At 73.5% G+C, this 14,464-nt stretch carries 15 protein-coding genes; 7 read left to right on the forward strand and 8 right to left on the reverse strand.

What is annotated here, in order from left to right; all coding sequences use genetic code 11:
* The first annotated feature begins 378 nt into the window (after positions 1–378).
* Entirely contained in the window at positions 379–1,242 is an 864-nt protein-coding gene (locus N4G70_RS15555) for an ABC transporter substrate-binding protein (protein WP_261713218.1), read from the forward strand.
* Positions 1,243–1,342: 100 nt separating this feature from the next.
* Here N4G70_RS15555 and N4G70_RS15560 read toward each other — a convergent pair whose 3' ends face one another.
* From N4G70_RS15560 to N4G70_RS15570, 3 genes are read right to left on the reverse strand one after another with little or no spacing between them, the layout of a single operon-like run.
* Positions 1,343–2,323 (reverse strand): hypothetical protein, encoded by a 981-nt coding sequence (locus N4G70_RS15560; RefSeq protein WP_261713219.1) that lies wholly within the window; start codon positions 2,321–2,323, stop codon positions 1,343–1,345.
* Positions 2,320–3,585 carry an MFS transporter gene (locus N4G70_RS15565; protein ID WP_261713220.1) on the reverse strand — a complete coding sequence of 422 codons (1,266 nt, stop codon included), beginning with the start codon at positions 3,583–3,585 and terminating at the stop codon, positions 2,320–2,322. Before N4G70_RS15565 ends, N4G70_RS15560 begins: the two co-directional genes overlap by 4 nt.
* Positions 3,585–4,931, reverse strand: a complete 1,347-nt coding sequence (locus N4G70_RS15570) for a discoidin domain-containing protein (RefSeq protein ID WP_261713221.1) — start codon at positions 4,929–4,931, stop codon at positions 3,585–3,587. Before N4G70_RS15570 ends, N4G70_RS15565 begins: the two co-directional genes overlap by 1 nt.
* 375 nt (positions 4,932–5,306) lie before the next feature.
* Here N4G70_RS15570 and N4G70_RS15575 point away from each other — a divergent pair, with 375 nt between their 5' ends.
* Complete coding sequence (locus tag N4G70_RS15575) at positions 5,307–6,131, forward strand: SAM-dependent methyltransferase (RefSeq protein WP_261713222.1); 825 nt, start codon at positions 5,307–5,309, stop codon at positions 6,129–6,131.
* A gap of 23 nt (positions 6,132–6,154) precedes the next feature.
* Here the strand turns inward: N4G70_RS15575 and N4G70_RS15580 are convergent, their stop codons facing one another.
* From N4G70_RS15580 to N4G70_RS15590, 3 genes are all read right to left on the reverse strand, one after another.
* Complete coding sequence (locus N4G70_RS15580) at positions 6,155–6,409, reverse strand: hypothetical protein (protein WP_261713223.1); 255 nt, start codon at positions 6,407–6,409, stop codon at positions 6,155–6,157.
* 97 nt (positions 6,410–6,506) lie between these two features.
* Complete coding sequence (locus tag N4G70_RS15585; protein WP_261713224.1) at positions 6,507–7,406, reverse strand: hypothetical protein; 900 nt, start codon at positions 7,404–7,406, stop codon at positions 6,507–6,509.
* The gene (locus tag N4G70_RS15590) at positions 7,403–8,407 is read right to left on the reverse strand and encodes an SPFH domain-containing protein (protein WP_261713225.1); all 1,005 of its coding nucleotides are present in this window, start codon (positions 8,405–8,407) and stop codon (positions 7,403–7,405) included. The genes N4G70_RS15585 and N4G70_RS15590 overlap by 4 nt, the downstream gene beginning before the upstream one ends.
* A gap of 289 nt (positions 8,408–8,696) precedes the next feature.
* Here N4G70_RS15590 and N4G70_RS15595 point away from each other — a divergent pair, with 289 nt between their 5' ends.
* Positions 8,697–9,932: a hypothetical protein gene (locus N4G70_RS15595; RefSeq protein WP_261713226.1), complete on the forward strand. Its 1,236-nt coding sequence runs from the start codon at positions 8,697–8,699 to the stop codon at positions 9,930–9,932.
* A 24-nt stretch (positions 9,933–9,956) separates the two neighbouring features.
* On the opposite strand, the gene N4G70_RS15600 is transcribed toward N4G70_RS15595, so the two are convergent.
* Both N4G70_RS15600 and N4G70_RS15605 read right to left on the reverse strand, forming a co-directional pair.
* Complete coding sequence (locus tag N4G70_RS15600) at positions 9,957–10,586, reverse strand: phosphatase PAP2 family protein (protein WP_261713227.1); 630 nt, start codon at positions 10,584–10,586, stop codon at positions 9,957–9,959.
* Between the two features lie 100 nt (positions 10,587–10,686).
* Positions 10,687–11,361: a DedA family protein gene (locus tag N4G70_RS15605; protein WP_261713228.1), complete on the reverse strand. Its 675-nt coding sequence runs from the start codon at positions 11,359–11,361 to the stop codon at positions 10,687–10,689.
* Between the two features lie 125 nt (positions 11,362–11,486).
* Between N4G70_RS15605 and N4G70_RS15610 the strand changes: the two genes are divergently transcribed.
* The 4 genes from N4G70_RS15610 (at position 11,487) to N4G70_RS15625 (ending at position 14,461) form a co-directional block, all read left to right on the forward strand.
* The gene (locus N4G70_RS15610; protein ID WP_261713229.1) at positions 11,487–11,942 is read left to right on the forward strand and encodes a BlaI/MecI/CopY family transcriptional regulator; all 456 of its coding nucleotides are present in this window, start codon (positions 11,487–11,489) and stop codon (positions 11,940–11,942) included.
* An 8-nt stretch (positions 11,943–11,950) separates the two neighbouring features.
* Positions 11,951–12,880: a M56 family metallopeptidase gene (locus N4G70_RS15615; RefSeq protein ID WP_261713230.1), complete on the forward strand. Its 930-nt coding sequence runs from the start codon at positions 11,951–11,953 to the stop codon at positions 12,878–12,880.
* A 251-nt stretch (positions 12,881–13,131) separates the two neighbouring features.
* Positions 13,132–13,662, forward strand: coding sequence for a DoxX family protein (locus N4G70_RS15620; protein ID WP_261713231.1), 531 nt, complete (start codon positions 13,132–13,134; stop codon positions 13,660–13,662).
* A gap of 193 nt (positions 13,663–13,855) precedes the next feature.
* Positions 13,856–14,461, forward strand: coding sequence for a transglycosylase SLT domain-containing protein (locus N4G70_RS15625; protein WP_261713232.1), 606 nt, complete (start codon positions 13,856–13,858; stop codon positions 14,459–14,461).
* Positions 14,462–14,464: the final 3 nt, after the last annotated feature.

Here is a 14,464-nt window from a genome sequence, read left to right on the forward strand (position 1 = left end):
GACTAGAAGCGCCCCGGCCCGCCGTCGCCCCTCTCCTCGCGGTACGGCTCGAAACCGCTGGTGCCCGGCGCCCCGGCACGACGGCCCGAGCGGCGACCCGTCCTCGCAGCACAGCAGGGGGGACGCGGGCGCGCCGCGGTGGCGCCGGGTGATGGTTCGCCCCATCGGGAAGCCGCGACGGAAACGGCGTACTCCCTACTGCGGCCCACCCGTGACGCGGCCCCCGGTGCACGGCACAGGGGCCGCGAGGGCGTGCGGGGAGCGGCAGTTGGGGCGGCGCGCCGGGAACTGGCGTGATGGGCTCGCGCGTTGGGCAGGCAAGCGGGGACACGGCTGTGACGAGTCGGCAACGCGACCGCATTGGGGGCGGATGACGTCATGGAGCAGACTGCCTGGCGATTCTCGGACGACCGCGGACAGAGGGCGACGGCGCCGGTGCCGCCGGTCCGCGTGGTGGCCTACATACAGGCCGGGGCGACGCTGGAGGACCTCGGGGTGCGCCCGGTGGCGGTGTTCGGGTCCTTCCACGACGGCGCGGAACCCGACCCGGCCAAGGCCGGCGCACTGCCCCTGGCCGAGATCGCCTACCTGGGTGCCGGAGACACCCTCGACGCGGAAGCGCTCCTCTCCCCGGCGCCGGACCTCGTCGTCGCCGTCAGCTACGGCGGGGGACAGCTCTACGGGCTCGGCGCGGAGACGGCCAAGCATCTGGAGGAGCGGGTTCCGGTGGTCGTCCTTGAGGTGGGCCAGGCCCGCACCCTGGCGCACATACGGGAGCGATTCGCGGACCTGGCACGGTCATTGGGGGCGCCCGAGCAGGACGACTCCGCTCTGGCGGCGGCGCGTTCGCGGCTGCGCGCGGCCGCGGCACGGACGCCCGGGCCGCGCGTCCTCGCGCTCTCCCCGGCCGGCCCGGACCAGGTCCACCTGGCCCGGCCGGGGGCCTGGCCCGAGCTGCGCGACCTCGGCGAGCACGGAGTGGACCTGATCGAGCCGGGGAAGGGACCCGGCGCCAACTGGCTGACCGCGCCCTGGGAGACGGCGGCCGCGCTGCGGCCCGACATCGTCCTCGCGGACATCAGGTCCAATGCCGCGCCCCTGGACGGCCTGCGGTCCGAGCCCGCGTGGCGCGCCCTGGAAGGCGGCGCGCGCGTCCTGGACTGGAACCCCGAGGCCCCGTGCAGCGCCCGCTCCCACGCCGCCTTCTTCGATGCCGTGGCGGACGCGGTGGAGGAGGGGTGAGGGCGGCGGGCCGAGCCTGAGCGGCCGATGCGCCGCGCGCCCGGGAAACCCCGGGCCCGACCGGTCAACCCGCACGTCCCCGGCCCCCAGGCGGTACGCCTCAGCCGACCGCCACCGGTGACGAGGCGCCCTCCGCGAGCAGCTCGGGGGCGCCGCTTCCGTCGGCCGGTACGGCCCAGATGTCGCTCGCCCGCCCCGACCGCCCGGGCAGTGCGTAGGCGACCGTACGGTCGTCCAGCCAGGCCGCCTGGTCGTCGACGCTGCCCGGCTCGGCCAGCGGGTGCTCGCGCATCGTCGCGAGGTCCAGGACGTACAGGCGCCAGGGCGCGCCGGTGTCGTCCGAGACCTTCTTCTTGAAGGCGATACGGGTGTTGTCGGGCGAGAGGGAGGGGCACTCGGCGTTCTCCCTCAGGGTCGTGGCCGACCAGTCGGCCATGTTCCCCCGGACGAGATGGGTGCGCCCCTTCGTGGAGACCGTCGCGTAGAACACGTTGTCGTCGCGCGCGAACGTCACACCCCAGTAGTTGACGTCGGGCGCGTGATAGCGGGCTCCCGCGAGGGTCAGCGGGATCTCCTCCATGGACTTGATGAGGTAGCCGCTGCGCAGGTCCAGGATGGCGGTGCGGGTCGAGAAGGCGCTGGTGGCATACGAGTCGCCGACCGCGAACACCGTCCAGGACAGCATCCGACCCGAGGCGGAGACCCGGGCCCGGTTGGGGATGCCGGGCACGGCCACCCGGCGCACCTCGCGAAGGTGCCGGTCGAGCACGATGGCGTACGCGCGCGGCGGCACCCCCGGCTCCCTGCGCAGGCACACCGCGGTGTCCCCGGCGGCGTAGAACCGCTCGCACTCGGGACCGCCGCCGGCACGGGCGCCGCGGGGGGTGCCGAGCGGCTGGTGGGCGATGCGGCCGGTGGCCGTGTCCCGGAAGTACAGGCCGGGGCCGTCCAGGGTGAACGAGCCGTCCTGGACGGCCTGTTGGGGCTTTTGGTGGGCAGAGTGCAGTACGTAGCCGAGTGAGCCGGCGGCGAGCAGCAGGACGGCGGTGACCAGGACGGCGAGTCTGGCGCGGGGATTCATGCGGTGGACCTTTCGGGGTCGGGGACCGGGGCGCCCGGCAGCAGCGCCCAGCCGCCCGCGAGGGACACGATCAGCGCGGCGACCGCCACCCACAGCGCCCGGCTCGGCCCCCACACCGTCCAGGCGGCGCCGAAGCCGGCCGTGCCGAGGAGGCGGGTCAGGGCCTGGCCGGTCTGGAGCACGGCGAGCCCGCCGGCCCGGCCGCCCTCCGGCAGGGTGGGCGCGGCCAGCGCCATGAGGACGCCGTCGGTCGCCGCGTAGAAGACCCCGAGCAGGATCAGCACCGGCAGCACGAGGGCGAGCGCAGGGCTTTGGGCCGGGACGAGCAGCAGCGCGTACACCCCCAGCAGCGCCACATGGCCGTAGAGGAACGGAAGGCGGCGCCCGACGCGGTCCGCGATGCGCCCGGCCGGGATCGCGAGCAGGAGGTACGCCGCCGCCGAGCCGAGCGGAAGCAGCGGGAACCAGCCGACCGGGATGTCGAGCCCGCGTTGCAGCAGCAGATAGACGAACGAGTCCCCGACGGTCGCGGCGCCCAGGAGCGCCGCGGCGCACAGGATGCGGCGGAACGCCGCGCTGCGCAGGGCGCCAAAGGGGTTGGTGGTGCGCCGAGTTGGCGGCTTGACGGCTGCTTCCCGGGGTGGCACGTACAGGACGAGCAGGAGGACGCCGAGCAGTCCGGTGCAGAAGCTGACGACGAACACCGCGTCGTAGGCGTCGGCCGTCACCCACAGCAGGGCGAAGGCGGCGAGCGGCCCGAGCAGCGCGCCCGTGGTGTCCATGGCGCGGTGCACACCGAAGGACCGGCCGAGCAGATGGGGCGGGCTGCTCAGGGTGATGAGCGCGTCGCGGGGCGCGGTGCGGATGCCCTTGCCGACCCGGTCCACGGCGAGCGCGGCCGCGATCTGGCCGGTCGCGCCGCCCGCGAGCAGCAGGCCGAGGCGTGAGCAGGCGGAGAGGGCGTAGCCGAGGCCGGCGACGCGTTTGTGCCGGCCGCCCCGGTCGGCGGCGTGTCCGCCGACGAGCCGTACGACGGCGGCCGCTCCGTTGAACAGGCCGTCCAGGAAGCCGAATTGGAGGGGGGACAGGCCGAGGCCCACCACGAGATAGAGCGGCAGGACCGCCGTGACCATCTCCGACGAGACGTCGGTGACCAGGCTGACCATGCCGAGCGCGAGGACGGTGGCGGGGACGCGCCGCCCGGGTCCGCCGGTGGCGGACGGGGGCGGCGCGTCCCGGCGACCGGTGGTCGCCAGGTACATCAGTGGCAGGTGTAGTTCGGTGCGGAGTCCTTGACCTGGCCGTCCGTGCCGACGTAACTCCAGGTGTATCCCGTGTCGTTGAGGTCGAGCTTCAGCACGCCGTACTCGCCGCTGATGCGCTTCTGGCTGTTGGGCTGGACCTGCTCGATGGGGTACGGCTCGGCGCCGCCCATGCCGCCGACGATCTCCACCATGCCCTTGGCGGTCGCCTTTCCGTCCGGGTCCTGCGGGGCGAAGCGCTCGTAGTGGTGGTCGTGGCCGTTGAGGACGAGGTCGGCTCCGGCGCCGTACAGGATCTTCCAGACGGGCTTGCTGACCGGGTCGTTGCCGTGGCCGCCCGAGGAGTACAGCGGGTGGTGCCAGTAGGCGGCGATGCAGCCCTTGTTGGTGCGGGCCAGATCCGACTTGAGCCAGTCGATCTGTGCCGACTGGTCGAAGGAGTTGGAGTCCAGGGCGATGAAGTGCCAGTTGCCCTCGTCGTAGCTGTAGTAGCTCTTGCCCTGCGGGTAGGCGATGGCGCCGAAGTACTGCTTGTAGCCGGACAGGCTGCCCGCGGGGTCGTACGTCTCGTGGTTGCCGGGGATCGGGTGGGTCTTGGCCTTGAAGGCGCCCCACGTCTTGTCGTAGTAGGCGCGGTAGTCGGCGATGCGGGCGTCGTCGTACTGGTTGTCGCCCATCGTCAGATAGAACCGCGGGTCGATCTTCTGGGCGAGCGCTGCGGTCTTGGGGTGTGCGCAGGAGCTGTCGGCCGCGGTGCACTGGGCCGCGATGTCGCCGGCGGCGACCACGGTGAACGCGCCGGAGGGCGGTGTGCCGCCGCCGAGGCTGCCGTAGACCGCGAGGTCGTAGAGCGAGTAGCCGTACGAGGTGCCGCGGGCCGTGCCGTACACCCGGACGTAGCGGCCCTTGCCGGACAGACCGGTCCAGTCGTCGGTGCCGCCGTTTCCGGCGGTCTCGTTGGCGAGGCGGGTCCAGGTGGTGCCGTCGGCGGATGTCTCCACGCGATAGGCCTTGGCGTACGCGGCCTCCCAGCTGAGCGTGACGCGGGTGACGTCGGCGCTCGCGCCGAGGTCGACCTGGATCCACTGGGGGTCCTTGCCCTCGGCGCTGGCCCAGCGGGTGGTGGGGGAGGCGTCGACGGCGTTGTTCGGGCCGAGGGCGGAACTCTCAAAGGACGAGGCGGTCGTGGGCCGGTCCCGGGAGATGAGCGGGTCCGTGGCCGCCCCGGCCCGGTCGGGCCAGATGAGCAGGAGACCCGCGACGAGGACGAGGACGGCGGCGAGCGCGACGCCGACGGCGGGGCGGCGCGGAGCCGAGAAGGGTGGAGCGAAGACGTTCAGGCGCATACCTGGAACTCCCTGCCTTGGGGGTGGCGAGAGCTGGACACCGTTGCGCGAGGCGCCGCGCCCGGCCCTCGTCCGGGCAGGGGGTGGCGTCGCGACGGCCGGGTCAGAGCTCTCGCTGAGCGCGTCATGCCCACGGGGGGGGTCAGGGCACCGCGCCGAGCCGCCGCCGGGGAGCGTAGCGGACAGGAAAGTTTCCTACCAGTCCTTCAACGGCCTTGATGACAAAGGGACATGAGGGCGGGACCCCTTCGAAGGCGTCGGTGCGGAGCTCACCGTGAGATACCCGGTGCGCGACGGCACGTTCCCTGTGACACTTCGCAACGCGATTATCTAGATTGGCCGTTGACGCAGCGACGCACCTCAGGAGACCCACCCGTGACCGAGAACCCCGCACCCTCGTCGACGCCCGACCACGTGCGCGACCGCATCAACACCGCGCAGCCGCACACCGCCCGGATCTGGAACTACTGGCTCGGCGGCAAGGACAACTACCCCGTCGACCGTGAGGTCGGCGACCAGATCCGCTCGCTGCACCCGGGCATCGGCGACTACGCCCTGGCCGACCGGCTGTTCCTCGGCCGGGCCGTGCGCCATCTGGTGGCCGACCGGGGGGTGCGCCAGTTCCTCGACGTCGGGACCGGACTGCCCACCGCCGACAACACCCACGAGGTCGCCCAGCGCCTGGCGCCCGAGGCCCGGATCGTGTACGTCGACAACGACCCCCTCGTCCTGGCCCACGCCCGCGCGCTGCTGACCAGCACCCCCGAGGGCCGCACCGACTACCTCGACGCCGACCTGCGGGACACCGCGAGCATCCTGGAACACGCGGCGAAGACCCTCGACCTGAGCAAGCCGGTCGCCCTCATGCTGCTCGGCGTCGTTATCTTCATCCCCGACGAGGCCGAGGCCCGCGCGCTCGTACGCGACCTGATGAAGGAACTCGCCCCGGGCAGCTACCTGGTGCTCTCGCACACCATCACCAGCCCGGCCATGCCCGACGTGGACGCCGCCGTGGCGTTCTGGAACGAACACGGCACCCCGAAGCTGACCCAGCGCACCCCGGAGCGGGTGGCCGGGTTCTTCGACGGGCTCGAACTGCTTGAGCCCGGTGTGGTGTCGTGCTCACGCTGGCGCCCGGAGGCGGGCGACACGCTGCCCGACGAGGTCGCGATGTACGGGGGCGTCGGCCTCAAGCGCTGAGCCGTGGGCCGGTCCCGCCGCGTTCACCGGCGGGGCCGCCCCGGCGCGGGCGCTCCACCCGTGAGGCCGCCGACGAGCGCGAACAGGGCGGCCTCGTTGCCGGCGAGCCCCGCCCGGGCCAGCGCCTCGTCCGCCTCGGCGATGACGCCTTCCAGCGCGACGGGGGCCTGGGGCAGGCCGTCAGGGGCGTCGAGGGCGGCGCGCACGGTGCTCAGCAGGCGCAGATAGGCCTGGGCGGCGGAGCGTTCATGGGACGTCATCACAACGGTGGCGGTCATCGGCAGCCTTCCCTCGGCAGTACGGGCTCACCGTTCACGATGCCGTACGCCACTGACAATCGAGGCCCACGGCCCGCTGACGCGCGGCCGATCGGCCTCAACCCACCAGCCGCAGCGCCGTGTCCGAGACGCCGACACTCACCGACTGCCCCCACGTCAAGTCCAGTGCGTCGCCCTCCATGCCGTCCCCGAAGACCACCAGACGGTCGGACTCGACGGTGATCCGCAGCCGCCGGGAACCGGACAACTCGCCCTCGACGAGCGAGGTCCCGGTCACCGGGGAGGGCCATGCCTCCCGAACGAACCAGACCAGGCGGGCATCGGCCGGGGCCGGCAGCGCCGGGGCGTCCGAACGCTGCCGCCACAGCGAGCGCAGCCAGCCGGTGGCCCCGGTGCCGGTGCCGACCAGCACACCGGACGAGGCCTGCGCCTCGCCGGTGGCGGCCGGGTCGTCGGGGCCGATGCGATAGCGCGCCGTCTGGTGGCCGGACGCTCCGAGGTAGATCTCGTTGAGCGCCAGCAGCCGCTGCCGGTCGTCGGTACGGGCCTCCACCATGGTGAGTTCCTCCACCGCGCAGCCCTGTGCGGCGGCCGCCGGCAGGAGTCCCGCGGCGGCGGCCGGCCGGTGGCGTACCAGCACTCCGGGGTTGCGGCCGGGCTCCGGGTCGATGCCGACGACCGGCTGTCCGCTCAGGTACTTCGCCGCGTTGGCGACCAGACCGTCCTGGCCGACCACCACCACGACGTCCTCCGGCGCGAACAGAAAACGGTCCAGGTCCGCGCGTTCGACCCGGGCCTGGCGCCACTGCGGCGGGATCGCCGCGGCCACGTCGGCGACGGCCCGCAGCGCCCGGTGATGCCGCTCCGCGACCTCGCGCAGGCTCCGGCCGCGCGAGGACAGGAAGAAGTCGGCCTGGCCGTGGGTGCCGTGCCGGGCCAGCAACTCCTCGTACTCCGAGGTGCGATGGACCAGCACCGCGCGCGGGGCCAGACTCACGGCCGTTCACCCCGGCCGAGCCGGTCGAGCAGGGTGGTGAGCACGTCGGGGGAGAGGGTGAGGCTGTCGATGCGGGGCAGGTTCTCGGCCAGCCGGGTCGCGGCCAGGGCGTGCAGGGTGACCGGGTCGGCCTCGCCGTGCACCTGGAGCCAGGCCGCCTGGGCCCCGGCCCGGGCCTCGCCCGACGCGCGGGCCGCCTCCGCCTCGGCCCGCGCCAGCCGCACGGTGCGGGCGGCCTCGGCCTCGGTGCGCACCGCGTCCGCGGCCGCCGCCTCCTCCGCCTCACGGCGGGTGTTGGTGCCGCGCTGCTCCACCAACTCCTCCTCGCGCCGGGCGAGTTCGATGCGGCTGGCCAGCTCGTTCTCGGCGATGGTGCGTTCCCGCTCGACGGCCACGGCCCGCCGCTCGTAGGTCGCCCGGTCCGCCTCCTGCTGGATGCGCTCGCGCGCCGGGGTCCGCAGCGCCCGCTCCACCTCGGGCTCGGGGCGGATCGCGACGACCCGTACCGCGACGACCTCGATGCCGGTCGCGGGGAGCCGGGGCTCCGCCGCGAGCCCCGTCGCGATCCGTTCCCGTACCGCGGCCACGCCGTCGGCGAGGGCGTCGGACAGGGCGGTGCGCGCGAGGACGTCGAGGGCGTGCTGCTGCGCGGTCTCGGTGAGCAGGGTCGAGAGCTGTTCCAGCGGGTCGCCGCGCCAGACGCCGGTGTCCGGGTCGATGGAGAAGTCGAGCCGGTCGGCGGCGCTGCCCGGCTCGCTGATCCGGTACGTCACGGTCGCCTGCACGGTGACGTCCTGGAAGTCGGCGGTGCGGGCGTGGAAGGCCATGGCCAGTTCCCGGTCGTTGACCGGCACTTCGGACAGCGCGGCACTGAGCGGCCTGAACCAGAAGCTGAGCCCGGCGCCGTCATGGGCCGGGCGACCGTTCCTGTGGTGGCGGATGTGCGAGGTGGGCGCGGAGCGCAGATGGCGCCAGCCGAAGCGCCTGGAGATGTCGGCCATGGGAACGACCCCTTCCTTTTCGTCACACCGACGATATAGACCGCGCCGCTTATCGTCAAGATGACGTGAACGATCGGAAGGGCGGCCCCCGCGGCCCGAGTTGAGGTCGATCGCCCCTGGGGTCGACGCGGGGTCAATGGATGACCAAAGGAAGGTCAACGGCGGTCATGCATGGTGACGCTGAGGCGCATTTCGGGGTCGCGGGCGGCGCAATCTCGGTGGATATCGGTTAATTCATGACTATCCGGTCTACACATCTGAGGTCCGTGGATGAGTGACGGGAGCAGGCATGCCAGGCATCAGTCGAAGGGGTTTGCTGGGAGCGGGACTTGGGGCGGTCGCGGCGGCGGGACTCGCCGGGTGCGGTTCGCCGGACGGTGAGGGCTCGGGAGGCGCGAGCCGCCCCGGACAGGGCCAGGGCCCCGCGAAGCCGGGAAAGTCGCAGGCCAGGCTCATCGGTGATGGATCGACGGCGGACACGGGCAAGCAACCGAACCAGCCGGAAAGCCCCGTCCCGCTCGAACCCGGCCAGACCCCGCCGCAGTTCGTGATCTTCTCCTGGGACGGTGCGGGCGAGGTCGGCAACGGGCTGTTCCCGCGCTTCCTCGAACTGGCCAGGGACCATGGCGCGGGCATGACGTTCTTCCTCTCCGGCCTCTATCTGCTCCCCGAGTCGAAGAAGAGCCTCTACCGCCCCCCGAACAACCCCGTCGGCGCCTCCGACATCGGCTACCTCAGCGACACGCACGTCAAGGAGACGCTGAAGTACATCCGGCAGGCCTGGTCGGAGGGTCACGAGATCGGCACCCACTTCAACGGCCACTTCTGCGGCGGCTCGGGCTCGGTCGCCGGCTGGACGCCCGCCCAGTGGAACAGCGAGATCGACCAGGCGGTCTCCTTCGTGACGGAATGGCGCACCAACACCGGCTGGAAGGACGAGGACCCGCTGCCGTTCGACTACCACAAGGAACTCGTCGGCGGCCGCACGCCGTGCCTCCTCGGCCAGGAGAACCTGCTGCCCACCGCGAAGGAACGGGGCTGGCGTTACGACGCCTCCTCGCCCGGAGGCCGCCAGATGTGGCCGGAGAAACGACACGGCGTCTGGGACCTGCCCCTTCAGGGCATCCCGTTCCCCGGACACGGCTTCGAGGTCCTGTCGATGGACTACAACATCCTCGCCAACCAGTCCAAGAACAGCACCAAGGGCGTGGCGTACCGCTATCCCAACTGGCGGACGCAGGCCGCCGCCTCGTACCTGGCCGGCTTCAAGCGCGCGTACGAGACCAACCGGGCGCCCTTCTACATCGGCAACCACTTCGAGGAGTGGAACGGCGGCATCTACATGGACGCCGTCGAAGAGGCGCTGAAGGCGATGGCCGGCAAGCCGGACGTACGGCTGGTGTCCTTCCGCCAGTTCGTGGACTGGCTCGATGTGCAGGACCCCAAGGTCCTCGGCAGACTCCGCTCGCTGGAAGTGGGACAGGCGCCCCCCGGCGGCTGGAACGCCTTCTTCAAGGCGGCGTGAGTCCCTGGGGAGTTCAGGCCGCCTTCATGGTCGGCGCGCCGCTGTCGGCTCCGCGCGCAGCGGCCGTACGCGAGGCTCCGTGACCCGGGCGGCGAGGCAGAGCCAGAACGCGGCGAACAGCCAGCCGCCCAGTACGTCGCTGGCCCAGTGCACCCCGAGGTAGACCCGGGAGAGGCCGACCGCGACCGCCCAGAGCAGCAGCAGGGCGACCGTGAAGCGGACGGCCGAGACGCGGGAGCGGATCAGCACCGCCCAGACGAGCAGTCCCGCGGTGAGCGCGCTCGTGGTGGTGTGCCCGGACGGGAAGGAGTGGCCCGAGGCCGTGGTCGCCCAGTCGTAGGCGGCCGGGCGCGGGCGGGCGACGGCCGCCATCAGGCCGTACCGGACCGCCTGTCCGAGGATGAGTACCGCGAGCGCACCGGCCGCGGCGCCCCGGCGCTCTCTGCCGTCACGGCCCGCGATCAGGCCCGCGACGACCGCCAGGAGATAGGGCACGAGCCCCGTGCCGGTGGCCGTCACGGCCAGGGCGGTGGCCACCGCGACCGGCGGGCGGCGATCGAGCGGCCAGCGGTGCAGGGTCCGGTCGCCGGGCAGCGGAGCCCCGTGCCGGACCGCGACGACCACCGTGAGCAGCGCGAAAAGGAACAGCAGCACGCCCGCCGCCGTGCCCGTGCGCCGGCCCGGCGTCATCGAGCGGTCACCGGCCGCCGCCGGCCGTGGCCGGGCCGCCGCGCGGACTCCCCGCCGCAGGGCATCAACCGGCGTCCTCGGAGGCCGTACGCGAGCGGCGGGCGCGCAGGATCTCCAGGGCGACCGGGGTGAGGGAGACGGCCACGACGAGGGCCACGAGCGGCAGCAGATAGCGGTCGATGTTCGGTACGGACGAGCCGAGCCCGTAGCCGGCGAGGACCAGCGCGCAGGTCCACACGAGCCCGCCGATGACCTGCCAGAGGGCGAAGACCCGGGCCGGTACGCCGAGCACGCCCGCGAGCGGGTTGAGTACCGTGCGGACGATCGGCACGAAGCGCGCCAGCACGATCGCCTTCGCGTGCCCGTACTTGGCCAGCAACTCCTCGGCGCGGTCCGCGCCCTCATGGAGCTTGCGGGACGTGCTGCGGGCCAGCAGGGCGCGGCCGCCCCGGCGCCCGATCCAGTAGCCCACCTGCGCCCCGAGCAGCGCGCCGGCCACGGAGCAGACGAGCACCTGCGGCAGCGAGAGCGACACCGGCCCGTTTCCGCCGGGCACGCACAGCAGGCCCGCGGTGAAGAGCAGAGAGTCGCCGGGGAGGAAGCAGCCGATCAGGAGACCCGTCTCGGCGAAGAGCACCACGGCGATGCCCAGGGCGCCGAACGCGGACAGCAGCGATCCGGCGTCGAGGACGTTCACGGCCTGTGGGGCCGAGGCTGCGAACAGGGTTGCGACAGCCATGTCAGTGGGCCCTCCCATAATGGTGGTCGGGCCGCTCGTCCACGGGGGACGCGCACGGCCCGGCTGATGACAGTGATGCGGACGGTCTACAGCACTGTAGACGAGTGACGCGGGAGGAGTGTTCCATGACTGCCACGCCAGGCGCCGGGCACCGGGACGCGCGACGCCCCGCGGGCGAACTGGAGGCCGGGGTCCTCGCCGCGCTCTGGGCCGCCGACGCTCCGCTCACCCCCGGCGAGGTCCAGGCCGAACTCGGCGGAAGCCTGGCCCGCACCACCGTGACCACCATCCTGACCCGCCTGCACGACAAGGGTGCGGTCACCCGTCGGCGTGTCGGGCGCGGGTACGCGTACACCCCCACGGAGGACGCGCCGGGGCTCACGGCCCGCCGCATGCACACCGAACTGGCCAAGGAGGAGGACCGCTCCACGGTCCTCGCCCGCTTCGTCTCCCAGCTCACCGACGAGGACGAGCAACTGCTGCGCTCGCTCCTGGGGGAGGCCGGGGGTGATGGGCTCCCGGGTCTTGAGGGGTCCGGAGTCGATGGACATCCGGAGGGGGCCGGGGGCGACGGGCGATGATCTTCTCGGTGTGGGTCCCGCTTCTCGTGCCGTTCCTCGCCGTCCCCATGGCGCGCAGGCTCGCCGAGGTGCTGCCGCCCCGCGCCGCCGCCTGGCTGCTCGCCACCGCCGCCATCGGGCTCGCCGCCTGCTCGACCGCCGCGCTGGGTCTCCTCGCGCTGGCCGGAGCGCTCCGGCTGCCTTTCTTCGCCTCCCTCGAACACCTGGTGGCGCCCCTCGACGCGCTGCCGGCGTGGCTCTCCTATCCGGCCGCGGGCCTCGCCGCCGGGGTCGTCGCCGTCTCGGGCGTCGCCCTGATCGGTTCCGCCCGCCGCCAGCTGGCCGAACTGCGCACCGCGCACGGCCGGTTGAGCCCCGGGGCGGGTGAGCTCGCCGTGCTGCGCGACCCCGACCCCGACGCGTACGCGCTGCCCGGCCGCCCGGGCAGGATCGTCGTCACCACCGGGATGCTGCGCGCGCTCGGGCCCGACGAGCGTGAGGCCCTTTTCGCCCATGAGCGCGCCCATCTCCGGGGCCGTCACCACCTGTTCCTGGCCGCCGCCGAACTCGCGGCCCACTGCCACCCCTCGCTCCGGGCACTTCGAGCGCCCCTCACCTTCGCCCTGGAGCGGTCCGCCGACGAGTACGCCGCCGAGGCCGTGGGCGACCGCAAGCTGGCCGCGCGCGCGATCGGCCGGGCCGCGCTCGCCTCCCACGCCGTCGCGCCCGGCGCGGCCCGGCCCCGCGCGGTGCTCGCCGCGGCCGCGGGACCGGTGCCGCGCAGGGTCGCGGCCCTGCTCGACCGCGACGCCGCGGCGCGACTTCCCCGCTCGCGCGGCGCCCGGCTCATAGCGGCCCTCCTGCTCGGCTGCCTGTGTGCGTCGGCCGTCACGGCGATCGACGCGGCGGCGGACCTGCACGGCGGCATCGAGACGGCTCAGGGCGAGACCACGCGCTGACCGGCCGCGATGCGCAGCGCAGACCGCCGACGGGGGAGGGGCGGGCCGATGCGGACGGCGCGTGGGGGCGTCCAGCGGTACCGGGCGCCGACGGGCGATCGTGACCCGGCGTCGGCGTCGGCATCGGCGTCGGCATCGGCGTTGGCGTCGGCGGCCCGTGACCCGTACGGCCCAGTAACGCTGCGGGTCGGAGCCGGGAGGCCCCGAGAGTGGAGGACGAGCCCATCGCCGCACGCCTCCCGGGAGACGCCATGACCTGCCTCAACCGACGCGACCTCGGACTGCTCGTGCTGCGGGCCGGCACCGGCGCGGTCCTGATGGCGCACGGCGCCCAGAAGCTCTTCGGCTGCTTCGGCGGGGGCGGCCTGGACGGCACCGCCGCCGCCATGGAGCACATGGGCTTCAAGCCCGGCAAGCAGAGCGCGATCGCCGCCGGGCTCGGCGAGATGGGCGGCGGCGCACTGCTGACCCTGGGCCTTGCGACCCCGGCCGCCGGAGCGGCGGCGGCCGGCGCCATGGCGGGCGCGGTCTCCGTACACGCCCCGGCCGGCTTCTTCGCCCAGGGCGGCGGCTTCGAGTACCCGGCGTTCCTCGGCTTCACCGCCGCCGCCATCGGCCTCGCGGGCGCCGGGCGCTACTCCCTCGACCACGCCACGGACCACCTCCTCGACCAGCCCTGGACCGTCGCCGTCGCCTTCCTCACCAGCGCCGCGGCGGCCGCGGTCGTGGTCGGCCGCCGAGCCAAGGAGCAGGACCGCGACAAGAGCGAAAGCTTCGACTGACCGCGGGGCGCGGGTGGTTGGGGTGCCGGCTCCTTCCTCCAGGGGGCTGCGGTATCCGGCCCCGTCGTCCTCGCCCGGGCGATCCTGAAGCCGTTCGGAGCCGACGGGGGTTGGGGGCGTTCGGCGAGGGCATACGGGCCGCAGGTCGAGGAGACCGCCGGTCCGGGTGAGGGCGGCGGCAGAGGAAAGGCGAGTGAGGGTGGGCGAGTTGGCGACGGCGGAGTCGGAACGTGGGCCGCGGCCGGAAGGCCAGGGCGAGGTCGGCACGCCGCCGCTGCGCCCCGGTGGCTACGATCCGGCGGACTACGCCGAGTATGTGGCCTCCTCGGCCGAGGAGGCGGGGGTGTCGCCCCTGCTGGTGATGACCGTGCTGCACAACGAGGCGTACAAACCGCACCACCCTCTCCTGGAACGGCTGTGGCAGTGGTGGAAGCCGGGGGCGTCGTTCGGGGTGGCCAACATGCACCGGGCGACGTTCGAGCAGGTCCGGCGCAAGCACGGCCTGTCGCAGCGGTGGCGGGACCTTCGTGACGACCCCGCGTTCGCCATCCGGGCCGCCGCCCTGCACTTGAAGGACCTGGACCAAAGCCTCCCCGGGCGTCATGCGCGCCGCTACACCCGCGACGAACTGCTCGCCCTGGGCTACAACGCGGGCGAACGCAACATGCGGGCCTTCGCCCGGGGGGTTCCGCCGGGCCCGATGGCCCGTTCGTACCTGCGCCGCTTCCGCGCCTACCGGGGCCGCGCCGCCGCGGCACTCGAGGCCGGGGGCCGACCGCATGACGCGGCCGCGCGGTGAAAG

Origin of the sequence: Streptomyces sp. ASQP_92 (assembly GCF_025399895.1) — a bacterium.
In the GTDB taxonomy this organism is placed as follows: Bacteria; Actinomycetota; Actinomycetes; order Streptomycetales; family Streptomycetaceae; genus Streptomyces.

Excerpts from the sequence above, each read along its gene's own strand:
- N4G70_RS15620 (WP_261713231.1), top strand. The coding sequence starts at position 13,132 with ATGACCTGCCTCAACCGACGCGACCTCGGACTGCTCGTGCTGCGGGCC.
- N4G70_RS15560 (WP_261713219.1), bottom strand. The coding sequence starts at position 2,323 with ATGAATCCCCGCGCCAGACTCGCCGTCCTGGTCACCGCCGTCCTGCTG.
- N4G70_RS15565 (WP_261713220.1), bottom strand. The coding sequence starts at position 3,585 with ATGTACCTGGCGACCACCGGTCGCCGGGACGCGCCGCCCCCGTCCGCC.
- N4G70_RS15570 (WP_261713221.1), bottom strand. The coding sequence starts at position 4,931 with ATGCGCCTGAACGTCTTCGCTCCACCCTTCTCGGCTCCGCGCCGCCCC.
- N4G70_RS15590 (WP_261713225.1), bottom strand. The coding sequence starts at position 8,407 with ATGGCCGACATCTCCAGGCGCTTCGGCTGGCGCCATCTGCGCTCCGCG.
- N4G70_RS15595 (WP_261713226.1), top strand. The coding sequence starts at position 8,697 with ATGCCAGGCATCAGTCGAAGGGGTTTGCTGGGAGCGGGACTTGGGGCG.
- N4G70_RS15605 (WP_261713228.1), bottom strand. The coding sequence starts at position 11,361 with ATGGCTGTCGCAACCCTGTTCGCAGCCTCGGCCCCACAGGCCGTGAAC.
- N4G70_RS15610 (WP_261713229.1), top strand. The coding sequence starts at position 11,487 with ATGACTGCCACGCCAGGCGCCGGGCACCGGGACGCGCGACGCCCCGCG.
- N4G70_RS15555 (WP_261713218.1), top strand. The coding sequence starts at position 379 with ATGGAGCAGACTGCCTGGCGATTCTCGGACGACCGCGGACAGAGGGCG.
- N4G70_RS15580 (WP_261713223.1), bottom strand. The coding sequence starts at position 6,409 with ATGACCGCCACCGTTGTGATGACGTCCCATGAACGCTCCGCCGCCCAG.